Source organism: Plantactinospora soyae (genome assembly GCF_014874095.1).
Lineage (GTDB): Bacteria > Actinomycetota > Actinomycetes > Mycobacteriales > Micromonosporaceae > Plantactinospora > Plantactinospora soyae.
This window is the reverse complement of sequence record NZ_JADBEB010000001.1, coordinates 1714279-1736056: the sequence shown is the minus strand read 5'-3', so window position 1 is coordinate 1736056 and position 21778 is coordinate 1714279. Positions and strand designations below refer to the sequence as shown.

The window sequence follows — 21778 nt, the reverse complement described above, 5'->3', positions numbered from 1 at the left end:
GAGGCGTCACCATGGAAACCGTACGTCGTGTCGCGGTCGTCGGAGGCAACCGGATTCCGTTCGCCCGCTCGAACGGCCGGTACGCCAAGGCGTCCAACCAGGACATGCTGACCGCCGCCCTGGACGGGCTGATCGCCCGGTTCGGGTTGGCCGGCGAGCGGCTCGGTGAGGTGGCCGCCGGAGCGGTGCTGAAGCACTCGCGGGACTTCAACCTGACCCGCGAGGTCGTACTCGGCTCCCGCCTCGACCCGCGCACCCCGGCGTACGACCTCCAGCAGGCCTGCGGCACCGGCCTGGAGGCGGCGATCCTGGTCGCCAACAAGATCGCCCTCGGGCAGATCGACGTCGGCATCGCCGGAGGCGTGGACACCACCTCGGACGCGCCGCTGGCGGTCAACGAGGACATGCGGCGCACCCTGCTGGAGATCAACGCCGCTCGGAGCCTCGGCGGGCGCCTGCGGGCCGCCACCCGACTGCGCCCGGCCCAGCCGTTCCGGCCGGAGGTCCCGCGTAACGCCGAGCCGCGTACCGGGCTGTCGATGGGGGACCATGCCGCCGTCACCGCCCGGCGCTGGAACGTCGCTCGCCAGGACCAGGACGAACTGGCGGTACGGTCGCACCAGCGGCTCGCCGCCGCGTACGAGCGCGGGTTCTTCGACGACCTTGTCACGCCGTACCTGGGGCTGACCCGGGACCAGAACCTCCGCCCGGACACCAGCGTGGAGAAACTCGGCGCGCTCCGGCCGGTCTTCGGCACCCGGGGCCCGGACGCCGACCGGGCGAGCATGACGGCCGGAAACTCCTCGCCGCTGACCGACGGCGCGTCGACGGTGCTGCTCGCCTCACCGGAGTGGGCGAAGGCGCACAACCTGCCGGTGCTGGCCTGGTTCGGCCCGTCCGAGACCGCCGCCGTCGACTTCGTGCACGGCGACGAGGGGCTGCTGATGGCTCCCGCGTACGCCGTACCCCGGCTGCTCGCCAGGGCGAAGCTGAGCCTGGCGGACTTCGACTACTACGAGATCCACGAGGCGTTCGCCTCGCAGGTGCTGGCGACCCTCGCCGCGTGGGAGTCACCGGAGTTCTGCAAGGACAAGCTCGGCCTGGACGCCCCGCTGGGTCCGATCGACCCGGCCAAGCTGAACGTCAACGGCTCGTCCCTGGCCGCCGGGCACCCGTTCGCGGCGACCGGTGGCCGGATCGTCGCCACCCTGGCCAAGCTGCTCGCCCAGCGGGGCTCGGGACGCGGCCTGATCTCGATCTGCGCGGCCGGCGGCCAGGGCGTGGTGGCGATCCTGGAACGCTGAGCGGCCTGACGCCCACTCCCAAATAAGTGTTTGATAGTTGGCGTTCCGTCTCCTAGACTCCCCAACATGTCCTTGGGAGTTGATGGTCCGGACCCGCAGCCGGACGCCGACGAAGCGCCGGACCAGCGGGCGCGGCTGCGGGGCCTGGCCCATCCCGTCCGGATGCGGATCCTGTCGCTGCTGACCGCGACGGCGATGACCGCCGCCGAGATCGCCCGCGAACTCGACCTCACCCACGCCAACGCCAGCTACCACCTGCGGCACCTGCTGGCAGCCGGTCTGATCGAGGCGGCCGGCGAGGAGCGGATCCGGGGCGGGGTCGCCAAGCGCTACCGGTACGACCCGGCGCGCAATCCGAGCCGACCCCCGGCAGCGGCGGGAAGCGAGCCGACCCCGGAACACCGGCTGGTCTACGCCGCACTCGCCGCCGAACTGCGACGCCGCTCCGCCGAGCTACAGCCCGGCCCCGGCAACTTTCTCACCGATGCCGAGTTCTGGGTCGACCCCGAAACCTGGGACGAGATCCGGAACGCGGTCGCCGAGGCGTCGGCCCGGCTGCACCGGGCCGCCCGTCCGGCGCACACCCCCGGCACCCAGCGGGTGAGCGCGACCGTCGCCCTGTTCCGGATGGAGGACACCGATGCGGTCCGGTGACAGCGCCCTCGCGCCGCTGCGGCACCAACCCTTCCGCTACCTGGCACTCGGTCGGGCCGCCACCATGCTCGGCAACTCGATCGCGCCGATCGCGCTCGCGTTCGCCGTACTCGATCTCACCGGGTCGGTGCGCGACCTCGGCCTCGTGGTCGGCGCGCGGTCGCTGACCAACGTGCTGTTCCTGCTCTTCGGCGGCGTGCTGGCCGACCGGCTGCCCCGCAACGCCGTGATGGTGGTCTCCTGCACGCTCGCGGCGGTCACCCAGGGCGCGGTCGCGGCCCTGGTGCTCACCGGCACCGCGACGATCCCGACGCTGATCGCGCTCAGCGCCGTCAACGGCGTGGTGACCGCCTTCGCCTGGCCGGCCGCCGCCGCGCTGGTGCCGCAGACCGTGCCGGCCGAACTGCTGCAATCGGCCAACGCCCTCAACCGGCTCGGCGTAAACGCGGCCATGATCGGCGGTGCCTCGCTCGGCGGCATCCTGGTGGCCGGCGTGGGACCGGGCTGGGGTCTGCTGGCGGACGCCGCGACCTTCGCATTGGCCGGGCTGGCCTTCGCCCGGGTACGGGTCCCTTCGGTCGCCAACCGCGGCACCACCCGGCCCAACCCGTTCCGGGAACTGCGCGAGGGCTGGACCGAGTTCGTCTCCCGCTCCTGGGTCTGGGTGGTGGTCCTCGGCTTCCTCCTGATCAACTTCGCGTACGCCAGCTCGGTCAACGTCCTCGGCCCGGCCGTCGCGGACGAGACGATCGGACGCCGGGCCTGGGGTCTGGTGCTCGCCGCCCAGACCGTCGGGATGGTGGTCGGGGCGCTGGTGGCGCTGCGCATCCGGGTACGCCGACTGCTCCTGCTCGGTGTGCTCTGCATGTTCGCCGACGCACTGCTGCTGGTCGGGCTGGCCTGGTCCCCCGGATTCGCCCTCCTGCTGCTCACCGGGTTCATCGCCGGGGCGGCGGTGGAGCAGTTCTCGATCGCCTGGGAGACCTCGATGCAGCAGAACATCCCGGCCGACAGGCTCGCCCGGGTCTACTCCTACGACGCGCTCGGCTCGTTCCTGGCCATCCCGCTCGGTCAGATGGCCATCGGGCCGGTGGCGGTGGCCCTCGGAACCGGACCGACCCTGCTGGTCGCCGCCGGGGTGGTGCTGCTGGCGGTGCTCGGCATGCTGCTCAACCCCGGCGTACGCCAACTGACGGCGCACCGGCCTGCGCCCGAGGATGCGCCGACGCCGGATGTTCCGGAGACCGGTGGGTTGGTCGCGCCGGGTGCCGTCGGGCCGGTCGAACCATCCAGCCTGGCCGGAAAGCCCTGACCCGATCCACTGTGGTCTTTGGTCGGACGTAAGCCTCGACCGGATGTCGACATGGTCGAGGCGATAAGGGAGTCCCGCCTGTTCGGACGGATCGGTATCCTCCGCGTGATCAATCGGACCGAGCAACGGGGCGTACACGATGAGTCAGCCAGCACCGCCGGTGGAAGCCGCCCCGCCCCTGCCCGCTCCACCCCTGCCCGAACCGCCCGGCCCGTCGGCGGCACCGGCGCGGCCGGCGTTTCGCTCGATCGGACGTACGCTGCTCGGGTTCGCCCTGATGGTGCCGGCGCTGACCGCGCTGACCTGGGCGTACCTCGTGCCGACGGTGTCCACCGTGATGGCGAGCTTCCAGCACGGTGGAGTGTTCGGCCCGTCGGAGCCGGCCGGTGTCGACAACTACCGGTTCGCCTTCGAGGACGGGGTGGTGGGGCAGTTCGGCTTCGCGCTCTGGCTCGGCGTACTGCCGCTGGCCTTCGCGGTGCTGGCCGCGCCGCTGCTCGCCGTGCTCGCCGACCGGACCGGACGGGTGGCCCGGCTGGTGACCCGGGCCGTGCTGGTACTGCCGATCGCCGGGTACGCCCCGTCCGCGGTCTTCCTCGGCTGGGCATTCGAGCGGTTCGCACCGGGCACCCTGGAGGATGGTGCCCGCCTCGAACTGACCCGGATGCTCGCCGCCACCTCGTTCGGGTTGGTCGTCGCGGTCGCCGCCACGGCGTACCTGAGTGCGCTGCGGCGTTCGACGCCCGAGCATCGCCCCGGCCCGGCCATGCTGACCGTCGGCGGCCTGCTCGCCCTGGGCGTACTGGCCACGGCGTTGCAGATCTTCGCCGGGCCGAGCCTGATCACCGGAGGCGGGCCGTGGGGGACCACCATGACGCCGCTGATGGGAGCGATGTCGACCTTCTCGATCGACGACCTCGGGTCGGCGGCCGCCACCTCCACACTGCTGCTGCTCGTCCTGGGGCTGCTCGGCCTCGGCGCGGCCTGGCTGCTGTTGGCCACCCGGGCGAGGATCGAGTTCGAGGGCCGGCGGGACGGTCGGGTACAGCCAGCGGAGACGGCGCCGATGGCCACTGGCTGGACGCGCTACCGGAACCCGGGACTGCTGGTCGTCGCGTTGGTCGTCTTTCTCGGCATCGTCGGCTGGGCGGTCGCGCCGTGGCTGACGAAGGTGTTTCCCGGCGACGGCGTACCCGCTGACCTCGACACCACGCGGCTGTTCACCCATACCTGGCTGCCACCGCTGATCGGCGCACTGGTCTCGGTCGGACTGGCCGCGGTCGCCGGCTTCGGCATCGGGGCACTGCGTCCGTTGGGGCGGTGGAGCGAACTGCTGCTGCTGCCGTTCGCGCCGTGGCTCTTCGTCGGCCTCGGCCCCGTGCTGCTGGACCACAGTCTCCGCGTCACCATGGTGTTCGGCTTCCACCGTGGCCTGCTGGAGGTGATCCCGCTGGCCCCGCTCTCCATTCCGGCACTGTTCGCCTTCACCCTGCTCTTCCGGGGCCAGCATGCGCGGTGGCACGGGGGTGGGATGGGACGCGCCCTGCTGGTACCGGCGCTGCCAATGCTGCTCCTCGCGGTGTTGCTGACCACGTTGCTCGGCGCCCAGCAGACGGGCTGGATCGAGGCGAACACCGGAGTTCCGCAGGACTCGGCGGCGCTGCTGGCCGAGCACGCGGCACGCGAGGACGGTGAGCTGGACACCGGGCTGCTGGGCCTGGTGCTTCCGCTTCCGATCTTCCTGGTGTTCCTGGTGGCGTTCGTCGGGATCCAGCTCGGCTACCTGGACCGGCTCGCCATCCGGGTCGGCCGGCCCACACCGGAGCTGACGCCGCTTCCCGCACTACCTCTCTCCGCCGACCCGGACGTTCCGGATCCGGTGGACTCCGCCGACCTTCCGGCGCTTCCCGATCCGGTGCCCGCGGCGGAGCGGAAGGCATCCGTCGTACCGCCCGGCTAACCTGCCGAACATGGACGAGCTTGACTACTACCGGGGCCACAGCCGGCCGACCGACCCGGGTGCCAGGCAGCACCTGTTCAGCGGTCTGCCGGCCGACGTCGCGGGGATGGCCACGGTGATCGGCGGCGTGATGCTGCACCGTGACTGGGCCTGGCGGTTCGGCTTCACCCTTGCGGAGCAGCGTCGCGAGGAGGCCAACACCCGGTACGTCGAGGCGATTCTCGACCACCTCGGCACCCTGGACGAGCGCCGGCCGGAGGAGCGCTTCGCCGGCACCTGTCGGGACTTCACAGTCCTGCTCTGCGCGATGCTGCGGCACGCCGGCGTACCGGCCCGAGCGCGAGCCGGGTTCGCCGGCTACTTCAACGACGGCTTCTTCGACGATCACTGGGTGGTGGAGGCCTGGGACGAGGACCACGGCTGGCGCCTGATCGACGCACAGGTCGCCAGCGTGCCCAAGGGCACCTACACCGACGCCGACGTCGACCCGCTGGACGTGCCCCGCGACGGATTCCTCGTCGGTGGCCAGGCCTGGCAGGAATGCCGGGCCGGTCACCGGGACCCCGACCGGTTCGGCCTCAGCGCCGCCGGCATCACCGGGATGTGGGAGGTCCAGGGCAACGTGCTACGGGACCTGGCCAGCCTCAACCGGGTCGAGACGCTGCCCTGGGACAACTGGGGCATCATCCCCGTCCACTATGACGAGCTGGATTCCGCGGACATCGACCTGCTCGACCGTCTCGCCGTCGTCAGCGCGGCCGGTGGCCCGCTGCCGCAGGCGACCGAGGCCTACCGCAGCGACCCGCGCCTCCTGGCACCACCCTCCCTGACCGGCAGCGTTCCCACCGGGCACTGAACGGATAACAACCACAGCGAAGACCGGTATGGAGCGCCGTTCGGTACGGTCGTCGTCGTCATGGAGTCGAGCGGCGGGACGTATGCGATGAGTTTTCCAGGGCAACCGCCAGGGACCGGGACAATCAACCCCGCAACAGGCCATCCCGTACGGCCGGTCGGATCCGGCTCGGTGGGACGGGTGCTGCTCGGGCTGGCACTGCTACTACCGGCGCTGGTCGCGCTGGTCTGGTCGTACGTCGTGCCGACCGTGTCCACGATGCTGACGAGTTTTCAGCACGACAGCCTGGTCGGGGAACCGGAACCGGCCGGTGGTGAGAACTATCAGCAGCTCTTCGAGGACGGGCTAATCGGGCAGTTCGGCTTCGCACTCCTACTCGGCCTGTTGCCACTGGCGTTCGCGCTGCTGGCCGCGCCGCTGCTCGCGGTCGTCGCCGACCGGGCCGGTCGGGTACCCCGACTGGTGACCCGGGGCGTGCTGGCCCTGCCGATCGCCGGGTACGCCCCGACCGCCCTGTTCCTCGGCTGGCGGGTACGGCTGGCCGAGTCGGACTCGCTCGCGGACGTCGCGCGGCTCGAGCTGACCGGAATACTCGCGATGACCTCGTTCGGGCTGGTCGTCGCGGTCGCCGCGACGGCGTTCCTGAGCGCGCTGCGGCAGCGGGAACCCGGTCGCCGGCCGACTCCGGCCCTGCTGACCGTCGGCGGGTTCGTCGGCCTGGCCGTGCTCGCCCTGACCCTCCAGATCTTCACCGCGCCGACGCTGCTCACCGGGGGCGGGCCGGACGGGTCCACCGTGACTCCGATGCTCGACGTGGTGCAGGACAGCTTCCGGATCGCCCGGATGGGACTGGGCGCCGCCGGCTCCACGGTGCTGCTGTTGCTGCTCGGTCTGCTCGGGCTCGCCGCGACCGGACTGCTGCTGGCCAGCCGTACCCTGATCGAGTTCGACGGTTGGCGGGACCGGTCCGGCGGACTGCCGGGCAACCCGACCACCACGGCCACCCCCGCTCCACCCGCTGCTCTCGCCGCTCCCGACGGCCCGGCCGCGCCGACCCGTGGACCGGGCCGGACCGTCTACCTCGGGACAGTCATCGCCGCGCTGGTGGTCTTCCTCGGCATCTTCGGCTGGGCGTCCGCGCCCTGGTTGCAGCACGCCTTCGGTGGTGCCGAACTTCCCGGCGACATCAGTACGTCGGACGTACTCGTCAACACCTGGCTGCCACCGTTCATCTCGGCGCTGGTCTCGGTCGGGCTGGCGGCGGTCGCCGGCTTCGGCATCGGCGCACTGCGACCGCTCGGCCGGTGGAGTGAACTGCTCCTGATCCCGTTCGCACCGTGGCTCTTCGTCGGCGTCGGTCCGCTGGCGGTCGCCGGCTTCAAGCGAGTTGCGGAGGGAGACCAGGTCAACACGTTCCTCGGCCTGATCCCGCCGGTCTGGCTCTCCGTACCGGCGCTGTTCGTCTTCACTCTGCTGTTCCGGGGGCAGCACCCGAAGTGGCGGAGCGGCGGCGACGTGGGCCGTACCCTGCTGCTGCCGGCGCTGCCGATGCTGGCCGCGGTGTTCCTGCTGACCTGGCTGTTCAGTGCCCAGCAGCCGTTCTGGTCGCGGTTGATCGCATCGGACGTCGACAGGATGCCGGCGCCGGTTCTCGCCGAGATGTTGATGGCCGGATACGATGGTCCGAAGGCCGACAGTCTGAGCCTGGTCCTGCCGCTGCCACTGCTGATCGTGTTCCTGCTGGCGTTCGCCGCGCTCCAGGTCGGTTACCTGGACCGCCTGGCCATCCGGGTGGGTCGGTCGGCCTCGGAGCCCCCGGCACCACCGGCGCCGCAGAACACCGGGTTCGGCGCCCCGGTACCGCCGCAGCCGTACGGCCCGCCGACCCAGGCGTACGGTCCGCCGGCCTACGGCACTCCGCCGCATCAGTACGGTGCCCAACAGCCCTACGGCGCTCCGACTTACGCTGCCCAGCCCTACGGTGCCCAACAGCCCCACGGTGCCCAGCCTTACAGCGCTCAGCCGCCGCAGGGATCGGTCGGTGCGGGTGCGGTGCCGCCGCAGCCTGGCCCGCACGGAGCACCGCCGGCACCGCCCGCGCCGGCGCAGCCGCCACCGGCCGAGCCGCCGCCATCGGTCGACAAGGCCGAGTAACGCCTGGGGTGACATCGACGTCACCACGCCGGAGACCGTCACTCGTCGGCAATGAGCACACCCATCGAGCGGGCGGTGCCGGCGACCTGCCGCATCGCCGCCACCACATCATCGGTGTTGAGATCCGGCAGTTTGCGCTCGGCGACCTCCCGGAGTTGCTGGCGAGACATCTTGGCCACCGCCTGGGTGCCGGGCTTCGCCGATCCGCCGGCCAGCCCGAGCACCTTGCGGATCAGGTACGCCGTCGGCGGCGTCTTGTAGCGCAGCGCGTACGAGCGGTCCTCGAAGACGGTCACCACGACCGGGACGATCTCTCCGCGCTGTGCTGCGGTGGCCGCGTCGTAGTCGAGCTTCAGCTGTCGGGTGTTGACGCCGGTCGGGCCGAGCATCTTGCCGATCTCGACCATGGCGGCGTTACCGGCGTCGAGCTCCAGGGTGATCTCGCGAGAGATCTTCTTCGGGGTAGCCATGCCGGCGACGCTATGGATTCCAGTAACTGGAAGGTCAACGCGGTTTTTCCACCCAACCCAGGAATCGGGTACGCAGCTCCTCCGGTGTCAGGTCGACCAGATCCGTCGCCGCGAGGGCCTGGTACCGGCCGAGGGTCGGCGACTATGGACACGCGGGGTCTGACGTGGCGCACGAGCACCCGCTCCAGCGGCGGTGGGAACAACGACTGCGTGGAGGTTGCCCAGACCGCCGACCTGATCGCGTTACGGGACTCCAAACGCCCCGACGACGCGATCCTGGCCTTTTCCCCGGCCACCTGGCGGTCCTTCATCGGCGCCTCGAAGACTGGTGCCTTCGACAGGTCGTGATCCCCCCGGGGCCGACCCCGACCGGCTGATCAGCCGTCGCCGGAGGCGGGAAGCGCGGCGAGCAGGGTACGGATGTTGTCGGCTTCCAGGGACTTCAGTTCGCTGTAGCCGGCGAGGGCGTGTTCGAAGTGCCGGCGGGCCCCGGCCAGGTCACCGAGGTCCCGATGCGCGTAGCCGAGTCCGGCGTGGGCACGCGCCTGCGGTTCCCGGGCCTCGATCTCGTCGGCGATGGCGAGCGCCTCGGTGTGGTGGGCGAGGGCGTCGGCGTGCCGGCCCGTGGTGTACGCGGCCTCACCGAGACCGTTGAGTACCCATACCTGCACCTCCCGGTCGTCGATCTCGCGGCAGAGGCTCAGCGCCTCGGTGAAGTACTCGACGGCCTGGTCCGGCTGGCCGAGGCTGAGATGGACGCTGCCGAGGTTGTCCAGCGTGTTGGCCTGACCCTGCCGGTGACCGAGCTGCCGGAACACGGTCAGGGCCTGCCGGAGGTGGCCGGCGGCGGCCTCGTACTGGCTCAGCCGCTGCTCGGCGAGCCCGAGGTTGGTCAACGCGGTCGCTTCGCCCAACCGGTTGCCGCTGCGGCCGAGCAGCGCGGCGGCCCGCTCGAAATGTCCGACGGCGGGTTCGTAGCGGCCCTGCTGGGCATCGACAGTGCCCAGGTTGCTCAGTGCGAGGCCCTGTTGGGCGTCGTCGCCGGTCGACCGGGCGAGGTTCATGGCCCGGTCGAGATATCCGGCGGCCGGCTCGGGTCGACCCCTGAGCCGTTCCAGGTTGCCGAGGACGGTCAACACCCGCGCCTGCTGGGTACGGTCATCGGCCTGCTCCGCCACGGTCAGGGCCTGCCGGAGATGGTCGACGGCCCGCTCGTACTGGCACATGTGCAGGTGGGTGACGCCGATGCCGAGCAGGGCGTACGCCTGGCCGGCCCGATCGCCGGTCGACTCGGCTGCCCGGTACGCCTGGCTGTGTATGGTCAGCGCGTCGGCGTAGTGACCGCCGTCGAGGTAGCGGTACAGCAGGGCCGACAGGTCGATGGCGTGTGCGGGCCAACCGCCGGCTCCGCCGTGCGTGGCGACGGCGGCCAGGTTGGGCAGTTCGGTGTCCAACCAGGCGCGCGCGACCTCGGGGGTGGCCAGGGGACGGCCCGTGGCGGTCGGAGCGTCGACCCGGAGCCGCCAACGGGCGTCGGTCAGGTCGAGCAACTTCGTCGCGGCGCGGACCGTACCGAGGTAGGCGTCGAACAATCCCTCCAGGGCGGTGCGCCGCCCGGCATCGGACTCCAGCGTGACAGCGAGGTGCGTGGCATAGGCACGCAGCAGGTCGTGCATGCCGTACCGACCGGTGGCGACGGGATGGACCAGATGGGCCCGGGCCAGCACGTCCAGGTCGCTGCGGGCCGACGCCGGGTCGGTGCCCGCGAGCGCGGCAGCCGCGTACTCGTCGAAGTCCGCGCCGGGGTGCAGGCCCAGCAGCCGGAAGGTGCGGGCGACCGGCGGCGGCAGGTGTTGCAGCGACCAGGAGAAGACTGCGGTGACGGCGGCGCGCGGATCTCCGTCCGCATCCATCAACTCCAGCCGTCGCTGCCGGTCCGCCAGCTCGGCGGTCAGTTCGGCCAGGGTGGCGGCCGGGTGCGTGGCGGCCCGTTCGGCGGCGACCCGCAGCGCCAGCGGCAGCCGCGCACACAGGTTCGCCAGGGTGGCGACCGCCCCGGGTTCGGCCTCGGCCCTCGGCCCGACCAGATGGCCCAGCAGCGCGACCGCATCGGGCAGCGGCAGCAGGTCGAGATCGACCCGGCGGGCGCCGTCCCGGGCCACCAGGCCCACCAGCCTGTCCCGGCTGGTCACCACCACCGCGCAGGAGGGGGTGCCGGGCAGCAGCGGGCGGACCTGCTCCACCGTCGCCGCGTTGTCCAGCACGATCAACATCCGCTGGCCGGCCAACTGGCTGCGGTAGCGGGCGGCCCGTTCGTCGACGTCGATCGGGATCTCCGCCCCGCTCACCCGCAACGAGGCCAGCAGCCGGGCCAGCGCGTCGGTCGGCGGCATCGGTTGCTCCGGGTCGTAGCCGCGCAGGTTGACGTACAACTGCCCGTCCGGGAAGCGGTCGGCCACCCGGTGGGCCCAGTGCACCGCCAGCGCGGTCTTGCCGACTCCGGCCGTACCGGAGACGGCCGAGATCACCACTGCGGTCGGTGCCGGGCCGGCCAGCATGGCGTCGAGGCGGGCAAGCTGCTCGCCGCGTCCCACGAAGGCGAATACGTCTGCCGGCAACTGCCGGGGGACGGACCGCTGACCTGCCTTGGCCGGCCGACGCGGGGTACGCCGTTGCTGTTCGGCGACCCGGTCCCGGGCGGTGGCCAGCACGCCCTGCTCCACCGGCGTGGCGCCGAGCAGCTCGACCAGGACGTCGAACCGGTCGGTGGGAGGCAGGGTCCTGCCGGTCAGGTACTCCGCGACCGCCGCCGTCGACCAGCCGGTACGGGCGGCCAGCTCACGGTAGGTCAGTTCGCCGTCCCGGCGCTGGCGTGCGTGCCGGCGCCGAAGTGCCCGCAGCACCGTGGCCAGGTCGGGCAGTGTCCGCACCTCGGACACGTCGAGTGAAGACTGGTCGAAGACATGCCCGTTCGAGCGGTGCGCCATCTGGTGGGACCCCTCTGGTGTCCGGCCGACGGACGAAGCCTAGACCGCAGCTCTAAATGATCAACAGATGTCTGTCGATTTCTGCCGCTGTCCGGAAACCGGATCCCACCGCCCGCCGATCCGCGACCATCGCCGGGTACGGCCCGGTGCTGCCGGTCGGATCTCGCGGAGGCGTGGCGGCGACGCGACGACGCTGTCGACGAGTTCGCCACCCGGTCCCACTCCGCTGGTCCGATCCGTGGCGGCTCCGGTGGGATGTCCTGCGGGAAGGAGATTGTCCATGTTCGACGATCACGTTGGCCGGCACGGCCCGGTCGGGAGCCGGCAACGGTTACCCCGACGGCGCGGCATCACGACCGCCGCCGCCCTCCTCGGACTACTGGCCGGGAGCTTCGTCGCGCCCGGAATGGCTGCCGGTGCCGACCCCACCGACCGGGGCGGGCCGGCCCCGCTGCTGTCCGCGACCGGACCGGCGGTACCCGGGAGTTACATCGTCGTCCTCAACGGAAAGCCGGGGACGGGTGCCGCCGCGAAAAGTGGCGCGGCGGTGTCCCGGGCGACGGCGCTGGGCGGGCGCGTCGAACACCGCTACCACCGCGCGCTCAACGGCTTCTCGGCGAAGCTGACCCCGAACCAGGTCGCCGCGCTGCGCGACGATCCCGACGTGGCCTACATCGCGCCCGACCAGCAGATCACCCTCGACACCGTGCAGACCCCGGTCACCTGGGGCCTGGACCGGGTGGACCAGCGCGACCTGCCGCTGAACAACGTCTACGACTACAGCCGTACCGGTGCCGGCGTCACGGTCTACGTCGTCGACAGCGGCATCCGGTCCACCCACGCGGAGTTCGGTGGACGGGTGGCCGGCGGGTTCACCGCGATCAACGACGGCAACGGCACCGGCGACTGCCACGGGCACGGTACGCACGTCGCCGGTACGGTCGGCTCCGCCGCGTACGGGGTGGCCAAGGGGGTACGGCTGGTTCCCGTCCGGGTGTTCGGCTGCTCGCCGAACACCGCCACGTCCCTGGTCGTCGCCGGGGTCGACTGGATCACCGCCAACCGGACCGGCCCATCGGTGGCGAACATGAGCCTGGGCGGGCCGCCGGACCCGGTGCTCGACGCCGCGGTCGTCAACTCGATCAACGCCGGGGTGACGTACGTCGTCGCGGCCGGCAACGCCAACTCCAACGCGTGCGGCCAGTCCCCGGCGTACCTGCCGAACGTGGTCACCGTCGCGGCCAGCACCTCCGGGGACAGCCGGGCCTGGTTCTCCAACTTCGGCGACTGCGTCGCGCTCTTCGCCCCGGGCGAGAACATCCACTCCACCGGAATCGCCTCGGACAACGCCGTCCAGCTGGGCAGTGGCACCTCGATGGCCAGCCCGCACGTGGCCGGCGCCGCAGCCCTGTACCTGGAGGCGTTTCCGGCCGCGCCTCCGGCCGAGGTCGCCGGGTGGCTCACCGGCAGCGCGACCCCGGGCGTGCTCTCCGACGTCCAGGGCTCGCCGAACCTCCTGCTCTTCGCCCAGAGTCCCGGTACGCACACCGCGATGACCTGGCGGGTGAAGGAGCAGCGCGCCGACAATGTCGTGCTGGTCGGTTCCGACGAGCAGACCAACCCCTACCAGGGGGACACGCCGGCCAGTGCCAGTCTGCCGATCCTCTGCCTGTTGGAGACCGGTGCCGCTATCCCGGCCGGGATCACACCTGACCAGTACAACGGCTGGGCCGGGGGTTCGGTGCAGCTCACCCCGCCGGTGCCCGGCACCCGACTGAGCAGCGCGGCCGAGGCGAACCGGATCTGCGCGACGACCTTCGGCGGCGGCTGGCGGATGGCCGAGTTCCACGACGGGTACTACTACTACACGCGCCCGTTCCCCCGGCCCCTCCCGCCCCTCATGCTCCGCAGCGGGTGGAACCTCTGGGCGCACGGCACTCTGCCCGGAAATACCCGGTTCTGGGCGCACATCAACGACCAGGCGGGAAACCCCTGGAACTGATCCGTGACCGGGACCCGTTTCGGTGACGGTCTTCGTCGCCTGGACGGCGCACGGCGGGCATCCGTCGTGCGCCGTCCGGTCCGTCGTCGTGCGTCGTCGTCCTCCGCCCCCGACTTAGCGCGGCCCGCCGTACTGGGGACCGCTGGGCTCGGTGCCGAAGACCACCGGGCCCGGTGCCCGATAGGTCGGCTCGGGGCGGGATGGTCAAGAATGGCGGGGTGACCAGCATTCCCAACGTCCTCGCCAACCGCTACGCCTCGGCCGAGCTCGCCGTGCTCTGGTCCCCGGAGGAGAAGATCCGGCTGGAGCGGCGGCTCTGGCTGGCCGTACTCCAGGCACAGCGTGATCTTGGCGTCTCGGTGCCGGACGGCGTGGTCGAGGCGTACGAGGGGGTGCTCGACCAGGTCGACCTGGCCTCGATCGCGGCCCGGGAGCGGGTCACCCGACACGACGTGAAGGCGCGGATCGAGGAGTTCAGCGCGCTGGCCGGGTACGAGCACGTGCACAAGGGGATGACCTCCCGGGATCTCACCGAGAACGTCGAGCAGTTGCAGGTCCGCGCCTCGCTGGAGCTGATCCGGGACCGGGTGGTCGCCACCCTGGCCCGGCTGGCCCGGCTCGCGGTGGAACATGCCGACCTGGTGATGACCGGCCGCTCGCACAACGTCGCCGCCCAGGCGACCACGCTGGGCAAGCGGTTCGCCTCGGCCGCCGAGGAACTGCTGATCGGGTACGAGCGGCTGACCGACCTGATCGAGCGCTATCCGCTGCGCGGCATCAAGGGGCCGGTCGGCACCGCCGCCGACCAGCTCGACCTGCTCGACGGTGACGCCGAGCGGCTCGCCGAGCTGGAGCGCCGGGTCGCCGAGCACCTCGGCTTCCAGCGGGTGTTCGACAGCGTCGGCCAGGTCTACCCGCGTTCGCTGGACTTCGACGTCATCTCGGCGCTCGCCCAGACGGCCGCGGCGCCGTCCTCGCTGGCCACCACGATCCGGCTGATGGTCGGCCAGGAACTGGCCACCGAGGGGTTCAAGCCGGGCCAGGTCGGCTCCAGCGCGATGCCGCACAAGATGAACACCCGGTCCAGCGAGCGGGTCAACGGGTTCGCGGTGATCATCCGTGGCTACCTGTCGATGGTCGGCGAGCTGGCGGGCGATCAGTGGAACGAGGGCGACGTCTCCTGCTCGGTGGTCCGCCGGGTCGCGCTGCCGGACGCCTTCTTCGCCGCCGACGGGCTGTTCCAGACCTTCCTCACCGTGCTCGACGAGTTCGGCGCGTACCCGGCGGTGATCGCCCGCGAGCTGGACCGCTACCTGCCGTTCCTGGCCACCACCAAGATCCTGGTCGCGGCCGTACGGCGCGGGGTCGGCCGGGAGACCGCACACGAGGTGATCAAGGAGCACGCCGTCGCCGTGGCACTGGGCATGCGGGAGAAGGGCGCAGCCGAGAACGACCTCTTCGACCGGCTCGCCGCCGACGGCCGGCTGGAGCTGACCCGGGCCGAGATCGACGAACTGGTCGCCGATCGGGCCGGCTTCACCGGGGCGGCGTCCGCGCAGGTCCGGGCCGTGGCCGAGCGGGTGGCCGAGGTGGTCGCCGCACACCCCGAGGCCGCCGCGTACGACCCGGCCCCGATCCTCTGAGCCCCGCCCGCCGAACCTCGTCCGGTTCGGCGCCCCCGTCCAACTCGCGGAGGATCCGGTTCGGTTCGGCGCCCCGGTTCGGCTCGGCGCCCCGGTCCGGTTCGGCGCCCCGGTCCGGTTCGGCGCCCCGGTCCGGTTCGGCGCCCCGGTCCGGCTCGCGGAGGATCCGGTTCGGCTCGCGGATCCGGCGCGTTGGCGCACCGGTACCAGACTGAGGCGGTGTCCGACGACCTGGAAGCGACGGTGTCCCGGCTCGACCAGGCCCTCGCACCGATCGCCAACGCCCCGGTGGACCTCGACGAGCCGAACTGGGTGGAGCGGATGCGTCAGGCGCCGCCAGCGGTCGTACAGGCCGGTGTCGCGGACCAGGCGGAAACCGCCCTGGCCACCCTGCTCAGCCGGTACGGCGAAGGTGACGAGTCGACCCGTACGGCGATTCGGGACCTCTTCGCCCGTTACCGGTCGTTCCGGTCGGCGGTTCACCCACCGGACCCGGCGGACACTCCGGACCGGTTCCGGCGCTGGCTGCTGCTGCTCTCCGCCCGGGACCAGGGCGCCGACACCCGGGACGAGTTGCTGACCCTCACCGACCTCTGTCGGGAGGCGACCGGGGCCGGCGTGGAGATCGGGCCGATCCTGCGCGAGGTCGCGGAGATCTCCGGCGACGTCGACCACTACGGCATGGGCTCGATGCGCAGCATCCTGCTCAGCTGCGTCCCCCGCTAAGCCGGAGGTGTTAGGAAGGGGCCCTTCTTCTACAGAAAACGATAAGAAGGGGCCCTTCCTTGCAGGTCAGTTGCGGGGGGTGGGGGTGCCGGCGGCGCTGCCGAGGTCCGGCGCGCTGGGTGCCTCCGCGATCGCCCCGGAGTCGAGGGGCTCCGCCAGGTGCGCGGTTTCGGCGGCGACCTTCGGCTGGTCGGTGGGCGGATTCTCGACGGGCCGCCGGACGACCACCACGGCCGTACCGTAGGCGCAGAGTTCCATCCACATCTCGCCGACCTCGCGGTGGTCGAACCGCATCCCGATCACGGCGTTGGCGCCGAGCCGGGTGGCCTCCTCACCCAACTTCTGCACGGCGTCGGTACGCCAGCGGGTCAGGTTCTCGGGCGCCTTGGGGTCATAGGCACCACCTCGGAGGTTCTTGACGCCTTCCCGGTACGGATTCCGGGTTCGGGCCTGGGAAGATACGACCTCACCGAGTACTGCGCGGATCTCGTACCCCGGTAGGTGATCCGTCGTCACGACCAGCACACGTTGATGCTGGCAGAGACGGGGCCGGCCAATTTGCGAGGCGTGTTCACATCGCCTCATTCTGCAAAACGGCGCGGCCACCGTGAAACGCCGTCCACGGCCCGAAGAAGGTGCCGACCTCCTGAACGGGCACGGCGGCCGTGAAACGGCGCGGCGCGGACGCCCCAACCCATCTGGAACGTCCGCGCCGTACCCCTGAGGAGGGTGTTCAGTAGGGCCTAGACCCCGGCCACCGAGGTGATCCAGGAGCGGTTGTACGCGACACTGCCGTAGTTCTGGATGTTCGCGCCGTCGGCGGTCGAGGCGACGCCCACCTGGGCGCCGTTGTAGAACTCCGGACCGCCGGAGTCACCCCGCCAGGCGTTGCCGTTGATCCGGGTGCTCCGGATCGCCCGACCTCCGTACGCGTCGGTGACGTTGGTGCTGGTCACCCGCACGTTGGCGGTCTTGAGCTGAGCCGACGCCGAGCAACCGCTGTAGCAGGTCATGCCCCAGCCGTAGATCGAGTTCGTCGAGTTGACCGGCGGGTAGGCGCTGGACAGCGTGACGTACGAGGTGTTGATCGAGGTGGACAGCTGGAGCAGCGCCAGGTCGTACCGGCTCGCGGAGGACGTCACGTTGCTGGTGACGCCGCCCGAGGACCGGTTCACGCTGCCGACCCGTACCGACATCGTGCCGCTGACGCAGTGCCGGGCCGTGAGGACCCAGCGCGCGGCGATGATGGTGCCGGAGCAGGTGAACGAGCCGTTGCTGAACACTGCCGCGGCCCAGGGGGCCGACGAGACGGTTCCGCCGCCGATGATGAACGGCGTGACCGGACCGGCCGAGGCTGCGGCGGGCGCGACGAGCGCGCCGACGAGGGTGGTGGCGAGCATCACCAGGGTTCGGCGAAGACGCATGGACAGGGCTCCTTCCGGGGGGTTTACCCGGGGTCACCGGGTCGGGTGAGCCGCCGTAGGCGGGGGGATGTCCGCCGTACGGATCTGGACAGTCAACGTTCGGTGTGGAGAACCGGACGTTTGACGCCACACGCTAAGCCGTTCGTCACCTATTCACAAGAGTGAACCTCTCAGGCCGGTTTTCGACCCCCGTCGGCGGGTGACCGGGTCCGTGGACGGTTCCGCTGGCCGTCGGGTGTCCACAGGGTTGCCTCCAGGGCTGGCCCGTGCGTCAACTCGCTGGTCCGCCGGGTACGCTGGCTCCGCTCGCCCCTTTCGTGGGCCGGCACCCAACTGCGTACACAGTCAGGAGTGCCCAGTGCCTCGCGTCGTCGTCGACGTCATGCTCAAGCCGGAGATTCTCGATCCTCAGGGCCAGGCCGTCGCGAATGCGCTGCCGAGGCTCGGAGTCACAGACGTGTCCTCCGTGCGGATCGGCCGGCGGATCGAGATCGAGTTCGCCGGTCAGCCGGATCTGGACCGGGCTCGGGAAATCGCCGACAAACTGCTGGCCAACCCCGTGATCGAGGACTTTTCGATCACCGTGGTGGATGCCGCGGATGCCCAGGAGAGCCATCCATGACCGCCCGGATCGGCGTGGTGACGTTCCCCGGTTCGCTGGACGACCGCGACGCGGCCCGGGCGGTACGGATCGCCGGCGCCGAGGCGGTGTCGCTCTGGCACGACGACGCGGACCTGCACGGCGTCGACGCCGTGGTGCTGCCCGGCGGCTTCTCCTACGGCGACTACCTGCGCTGCGGCGCCATCGCCCGGTTCGCGCCCGTGATGGAGACGATCGCCGCCGGAGCCCGGGACGGCCTGCCCGTGCTCGGTATCTGCAACGGGTTCCAGATCCTCTGCGAGGCGCACCTGCTGCCCGGCGCGCTGACCCGCAACCAGCACCTGCACTTCCGCAACCGCGACCAGTGGCTGCGGGTGGAGTCGGCCGGCACCGCCTGGACCAACGCCTTCCAGTCGGGGCAGGAGGTGCTCGTTCCGGTCAAGAACGGCGAGGGCTGCTACGTCGCCGACGAGCGCACGCTCGACGAGCTGGAGGCGACCGGCCGGGTCGTGGCGCGTTACTTGCGCGGCAACCCGAACGGGTCGCAGCGCGACATCGCCGGCATCACCAACGAGGCCGGCAACGTGGTCGGCCTGATGCCGCATCCGGAGCACGCCGTGGAGGCGCTGACCGGTCCGTCCCTCGACGGGCTCGGCTTCTTCACGTCGATCCTCAAGCACCTGGCGGGAGCGCCCGCATGATCGAACGGAGTGAGGTCATGGGCCAGCCCGAGCCCACCCTCGCCGACCACCCCTCGGCAACCGGCCCCGCCGTCGACCCGGTGGGCCAGGCGGCCCGGCCGGAGTCGTCCGTACCCGGTCAACCCGGGCCCGGACAGACCACCTCGGACGCCGACCGCACGGGATCGGCGAGCAGCGCGGCGGAACTGCCGGTGAACGGCTACCCCAACGGCCTGGACACCGTCCCGCACGCGACGGCGACCGTGGGCGACCTGCAGCCGTACGCCGAACTGGGCCTCCGCGACGACGAGTACGACCGGATCCGGCAGATCCTCGGCCGTCGACCCACCCAGTCCGAACTGGCGATGTACTCGATCATGTGGAGCGAGCACTGCTCCTACAAGTCGAGCAAGGTCCACCTGCGACAGTTCACCGAGAAGGCGCCACCGAACGACCGGATGCTGGCCGGGATCGGCGAGAACGCCGGCGTGATCCAGGTCTCCGACCGGCTCGCCGTGACCTTCAAGGTGGAGTCGCACAACCACCCGAGCTTCGTCGAGCCGCACCAGGGCGCCGCCACCGGCGTCGGCGGGATCGTCCGGGACATCCTCGCGATGGGTGCCCGGCCGGTCGCGGTGATGGACCCGCTGCGCTTCGGTGCCGCCGACCACCCCGACACCGCCCGGGTGCTTCCCGGCGTGATCGCCGGAATCGGCACGTACGGCAACTCGCTCGGCCTGCCCAACATCGGTGGCGAGGTCGTCTTCGACCCCTGCTACCAGGGCAACCCGCTGGTCAACGCGCTCTGCCTCGGCGTACTGCCGGTGGACCGGTTGCAGAACAAGGCCGCCGTCGGGCCCGGCAACATCGTCGTACTGATGGGTGCCAAGACCGGACGGGACGGCATCGGCGGGGTCTCCGTACTCGCCAGCGCCACCTTCGACGACGGCAGCGAGCAGCGTCGCCCGTCGGTGCAGGTCGGCGACCCGTTCATGGAGAAGCTGCTGATCGAGGCGTGCCTGGAGCTGTACGACGCCCAACTCATCGTGGGCATCCAGGACCTCGGTGGCGCCGGGCTGACCTGCGCGCTGACCGAAACCGCCGCCGCGGCCGGCACCGGCATGCGGGTCTGGCTGGAGCGGGTGGTGTTGCGCGAGGCGTCGATGCAGCCGCACGAGATTCTGGCCAGCGAGTCGCAGGAGCGGATGCTGCTGATCGTCGCCCCGGAGAAGCTCGACGCGGTACTGAAGATCTCCGAGAAGTGGGGCGTACCGGCCAGCGCGATCGGCGAGGTGACCGAGGGTACGCCCGCCGAGCCGGGCCGGCTGCTGATCACCTGGCAGGGGCACACCGTGGTCGACGTGCCGCCGGGGTCGCTTGTGGACGAGGGTCCGGTCTACGCCCGACCGATGCGCGAGCCGGCCGACCTCATCCTGTTGCAGGCCGACCGGGCCGAGACGCTGCCCCGACCGTCGACTCCGGAGGCGCTCCGCGAGACGCTGCTGCGGATGATCGGCTCGCCGAACCTCTGCGACAAGAGCTGGATCACCGAGCAGTACGACCGCTACGTGCTCGGCAACACCGTGCTCGCCCAGCCCGAGGACGCCGGGATCATCCGGATCGACGAGCAGAGCGGGCTGGGCGTCGCGATGTCGGTCGACGGCAACGGCCGGTACGCGCGACTCGATCCGTACAACGGGGCCAAGCTCGCGCTCGCCGAGGCGTACCGGAACGTGGCCGTGACCGGCGCCAAGCCGGTGGCGGTGACGGACTGCCTGAACTTCGGCTCGCCGGAGGACCCGGGCGTGATGTGGCAGTTCGCCGAGGCCGTACGCGGGCTCGCGGACGGCTGCGCCGAACTGGGCATCCCGGTGACCGGCGGCAACGTCAGCTTCTACAACCAGACGGGCGCGGCGGCGATCCACCCCACCCCGGTCGTCGGCGTGCTGGGCGTGCTCGACGACGTCGCGCAGCGGGTGCCGATGGGCTTCGCCCGGACCACCGGTGCCGACCACGATCTGATCTTCGTGCTCGGTGAGACCCGGGTCGAGCTGTCCGGATCCGAGTGGGCGTGGGTAACCCATGAGCACCTCGGTGGCGTGCCGCCGAGGGTCGACCTCACGGGCGAGCGCACCCTTGCCGAGCTGGTCGCCGAGGCGGCCCGGGTCGGACACCTCCGGTCCGCGCACGACCTGTCGGACGGCGGCCTGGCCCAGGCGCTGGTCGAGTCGTCCCTGCGGCACGGTGTCGGCGCCCGGATCGCGATGCCGGAGGGCTTCACCACCGGCTCGATGCCGTTCGCCTTCCTGTTCAGCGAGTCCGCCGGCCGCGCGATGGTGGCCGTTCCCCGTGGGCACGAGAAGGCGTTCACCGCGCTCTGCGCCGAGCGGGGTGTGCCGTGGACCCTGATCGGCGTCACCGACACCAACGGTGGCGAGATCGAGGTGCGGGACCACTTCACCATCGGCCTGGAGGAGCTGCGGGCGGCGTTCACGTCGACCCTGCCGAGCCTCTTCGGCGACAACGCCGCCTCCGTCGGCACCGCGACCGAGGCAGGCCCGGCCGCTGCCGGCGAAACCGACCCCGGTACGACGCCGACTCCGGTCGACGCCGCTCCGGCCACGACTCCGGTCGACACGGCTCCGGTCGAGGCGACCTCGGCCACGGCTCCGATCGACGGTACTTCGGCCACGGCTCCGGTCGAGGCGGCTGCGCCCACGACGCCGGTCGAGGCAGGGTCGGCTCCGGTCGACGAGGCAGCAGCCACGGCAGCGCCGAGGAGTTCCGACGACGTACCGGTGAACCCGGCCGGCGCCGCTGCGACCGGAACTCCGGTCGACGACGACGCTTCGGCCGAGGCCGGCGCCGCCGAGCGCTCGGTCGAGGCCGCTACCCCGGCCGGTACCGAGCCGGCCGGTTCGGCGGAAAGCGAGCCGGCGCCCGGGACGGGACCGGACGCCGGGAGCCGCCCAGCGAGCTGATTCGACCGCCGGGGGGCGGTCGAA

General features: G+C 71.4%; 16 protein-coding genes and 1 pseudogene. 13 read left to right on the top strand and 4 right to left on the bottom strand.

The window, feature by feature from the left end:
* Nucleotides 1–11: 11 nt before the first annotated feature.
* From H4W31_RS07705 to H4W31_RS07680, 6 genes are all read left to right on the top strand, one after another.
* Nucleotides 12–1304: an acetyl-CoA C-acetyltransferase gene (locus tag H4W31_RS07705; RefSeq protein WP_192766028.1), complete on the top strand. Its 1293-nt coding sequence runs from the start codon at nt 12–14 to the stop codon at nt 1302–1304.
* 66 nt (nt 1305–1370) lie between these two features.
* Nucleotides 1371–1958 carry an ArsR/SmtB family transcription factor gene (locus H4W31_RS07700; protein ID WP_192766027.1) on the top strand — a complete coding sequence of 196 codons (588 nt, stop codon included), beginning with the start codon at nt 1371–1373 and terminating at the stop codon, nt 1956–1958.
* Nucleotides 1945–3270, top strand: coding sequence for an MFS transporter (locus tag H4W31_RS07695; RefSeq protein WP_192766026.1), 1326 nt, complete (start codon nt 1945–1947; stop codon nt 3268–3270). Before H4W31_RS07700 ends, H4W31_RS07695 begins: the two co-directional genes overlap by 14 nt.
* 139 nt (nt 3271–3409) lie before the next feature.
* Nucleotides 3410–5230, top strand: coding sequence for a sugar ABC transporter permease (locus H4W31_RS07690; protein ID WP_192766025.1), 1821 nt, complete (start codon nt 3410–3412; stop codon nt 5228–5230).
* A gap of 10 nt (nt 5231–5240) precedes the next feature.
* On the top strand, nt 5241–6086 hold the full coding sequence (locus H4W31_RS07685) for a transglutaminase-like domain-containing protein (RefSeq protein ID WP_192766024.1): 846 nt from the start codon (nt 5241–5243) through the stop codon (nt 6084–6086).
* A 171-nt stretch (nt 6087–6257) separates the two neighbouring features.
* Nucleotides 6258–8240: a sugar ABC transporter permease gene (locus tag H4W31_RS07680; RefSeq protein ID WP_192766023.1), complete on the top strand. Its 1983-nt coding sequence runs from the start codon at nt 6258–6260 to the stop codon at nt 8238–8240.
* Between the two features lie 38 nt (nt 8241–8278).
* On the opposite strand, the gene H4W31_RS07675 is transcribed toward H4W31_RS07680, so the two are convergent.
* Complete coding sequence (locus H4W31_RS07675; RefSeq protein ID WP_192766022.1) at nt 8279–8710, bottom strand: uL11 family ribosomal protein; 432 nt, start codon at nt 8708–8710, stop codon at nt 8279–8281.
* A 144-nt stretch (nt 8711–8854) separates the two neighbouring features.
* Here H4W31_RS07675 and H4W31_RS07670 point away from each other — a divergent pair, with 144 nt between their 5' ends.
* A complete protein-coding gene (locus H4W31_RS07670) occupies nt 8855–9058 on the top strand; it encodes a DUF397 domain-containing protein (RefSeq protein ID WP_192766021.1) in 204 nt (67 codons plus the stop codon).
* Nucleotides 9059–9087: 29 nt separating this feature from the next.
* Here H4W31_RS07670 and H4W31_RS07665 read toward each other — a convergent pair whose 3' ends face one another.
* Complete coding sequence (locus tag H4W31_RS07665; RefSeq protein ID WP_192766020.1) at nt 9088–11697, bottom strand: ATP-binding protein; 2610 nt, start codon at nt 11695–11697, stop codon at nt 9088–9090.
* A 280-nt stretch (nt 11698–11977) separates the two neighbouring features.
* Here H4W31_RS07665 and H4W31_RS07660 point away from each other — a divergent pair, with 280 nt between their 5' ends.
* The 3 genes from H4W31_RS07660 (at nt 11978) to H4W31_RS07650 (ending at nt 16068) form a co-directional block, all read left to right on the top strand.
* Nucleotides 11978–13699 (top strand): S8 family peptidase, encoded by a 1722-nt coding sequence (locus H4W31_RS07660; RefSeq protein WP_192766019.1) that lies wholly within the window; start codon nt 11978–11980, stop codon nt 13697–13699.
* A gap of 218 nt (nt 13700–13917) precedes the next feature.
* Complete coding sequence (gene purB / locus H4W31_RS07655) at nt 13918–15342, top strand: adenylosuccinate lyase (RefSeq protein ID WP_192766018.1); 1425 nt, start codon at nt 13918–13920, stop codon at nt 15340–15342.
* 219 nt (nt 15343–15561) lie between these two features.
* The gene (locus H4W31_RS07650; protein WP_192766017.1) at nt 15562–16068 is read left to right on the top strand and encodes a hypothetical protein; all 507 of its coding nucleotides are present in this window, start codon (nt 15562–15564) and stop codon (nt 16066–16068) included.
* 66 nt (nt 16069–16134) lie between these two features.
* Here H4W31_RS07650 and H4W31_RS07645 read toward each other — a convergent pair whose 3' ends face one another.
* Together H4W31_RS07645 and H4W31_RS07640 are read right to left on the bottom strand one after the other, a co-directional pair.
* Nucleotides 16135–16653 carry a YbjQ family protein gene (locus tag H4W31_RS07645; protein WP_192766016.1) on the bottom strand — a complete coding sequence of 173 codons (519 nt, stop codon included), beginning with the start codon at nt 16651–16653 and terminating at the stop codon, nt 16135–16137.
* Nucleotides 16654–16811: 158 nt separating this feature from the next.
* Nucleotides 16812–17492 carry a S1 family peptidase gene (locus H4W31_RS07640; RefSeq protein ID WP_192766015.1) on the bottom strand — a complete coding sequence of 227 codons (681 nt, stop codon included), beginning with the start codon at nt 17490–17492 and terminating at the stop codon, nt 16812–16814.
* Between the two features lie 358 nt (nt 17493–17850).
* On the opposite strand from H4W31_RS07640, the gene purS reads away from it, so the two are divergent.
* The 3 genes and pseudogenes from purS to purL all read left to right on the top strand — a co-directional run.
* The gene (purS, locus tag H4W31_RS07635) at nt 17851–18114 is read left to right on the top strand and encodes a phosphoribosylformylglycinamidine synthase subunit PurS (protein ID WP_192766014.1); all 264 of its coding nucleotides are present in this window, start codon (nt 17851–17853) and stop codon (nt 18112–18114) included.
* Entirely contained in the window at nt 18111–18794 is a 684-nt protein-coding gene (gene purQ, locus H4W31_RS07630) for a phosphoribosylformylglycinamidine synthase subunit PurQ (RefSeq protein WP_192766013.1), read from the top strand. The genes purS and purQ overlap by 4 nt, the downstream gene beginning before the upstream one ends.
* Nucleotides 18791–21418: pseudogene (purL, locus tag H4W31_RS07625) on the top strand (phosphoribosylformylglycinamidine synthase subunit PurL); the annotation flags it as partial. The gene purQ and the pseudogene purL, both read left to right, overlap by 4 nt.
* Nucleotides 21419–21778 lie beyond the last annotated feature (360 nt).

Bases quoted from the DNA above. Each gene is read 5' to 3' on its own strand.
- H4W31_RS07695 (WP_192766026.1), top strand. From the start codon at position 1,945: ATGCGGTCCGGTGACAGCGCCCTCGCGCCGCTGCGGCACCAACCCTTC.
- H4W31_RS07700 (WP_192766027.1), top strand. From the start codon at position 1,371: ATGTCCTTGGGAGTTGATGGTCCGGACCCGCAGCCGGACGCCGACGAA.
- H4W31_RS07660 (WP_192766019.1), top strand. From the start codon at position 11,978: ATGTTCGACGATCACGTTGGCCGGCACGGCCCGGTCGGGAGCCGGCAA.
- H4W31_RS07640 (WP_192766015.1), bottom strand. From the start codon at position 17,492: ATGCGTCTTCGCCGAACCCTGGTGATGCTCGCCACCACCCTCGTCGGC.
- H4W31_RS07690 (WP_192766025.1), top strand. From the start codon at position 3,410: ATGAGTCAGCCAGCACCGCCGGTGGAAGCCGCCCCGCCCCTGCCCGCT.
- H4W31_RS07670 (WP_192766021.1), top strand. From the start codon at position 8,855: ATGGACACGCGGGGTCTGACGTGGCGCACGAGCACCCGCTCCAGCGGC.
- H4W31_RS07645 (WP_192766016.1), bottom strand. From the start codon at position 16,653: ATGAGGCGATGTGAACACGCCTCGCAAATTGGCCGGCCCCGTCTCTGC.
- H4W31_RS07685 (WP_192766024.1), top strand. From the start codon at position 5,241: ATGGACGAGCTTGACTACTACCGGGGCCACAGCCGGCCGACCGACCCG.
- H4W31_RS07705 (WP_192766028.1), top strand. From the start codon at position 12: ATGGAAACCGTACGTCGTGTCGCGGTCGTCGGAGGCAACCGGATTCCG.
- H4W31_RS07665 (WP_192766020.1), bottom strand. From the start codon at position 11,697: ATGGCGCACCGCTCGAACGGGCATGTCTTCGACCAGTCTTCACTCGAC.
- purQ (WP_192766013.1), top strand. From the start codon at position 18,111: ATGACCGCCCGGATCGGCGTGGTGACGTTCCCCGGTTCGCTGGACGAC.
- H4W31_RS07675 (WP_192766022.1), bottom strand. From the start codon at position 8,710: ATGGCTACCCCGAAGAAGATCTCTCGCGAGATCACCCTGGAGCTCGAC.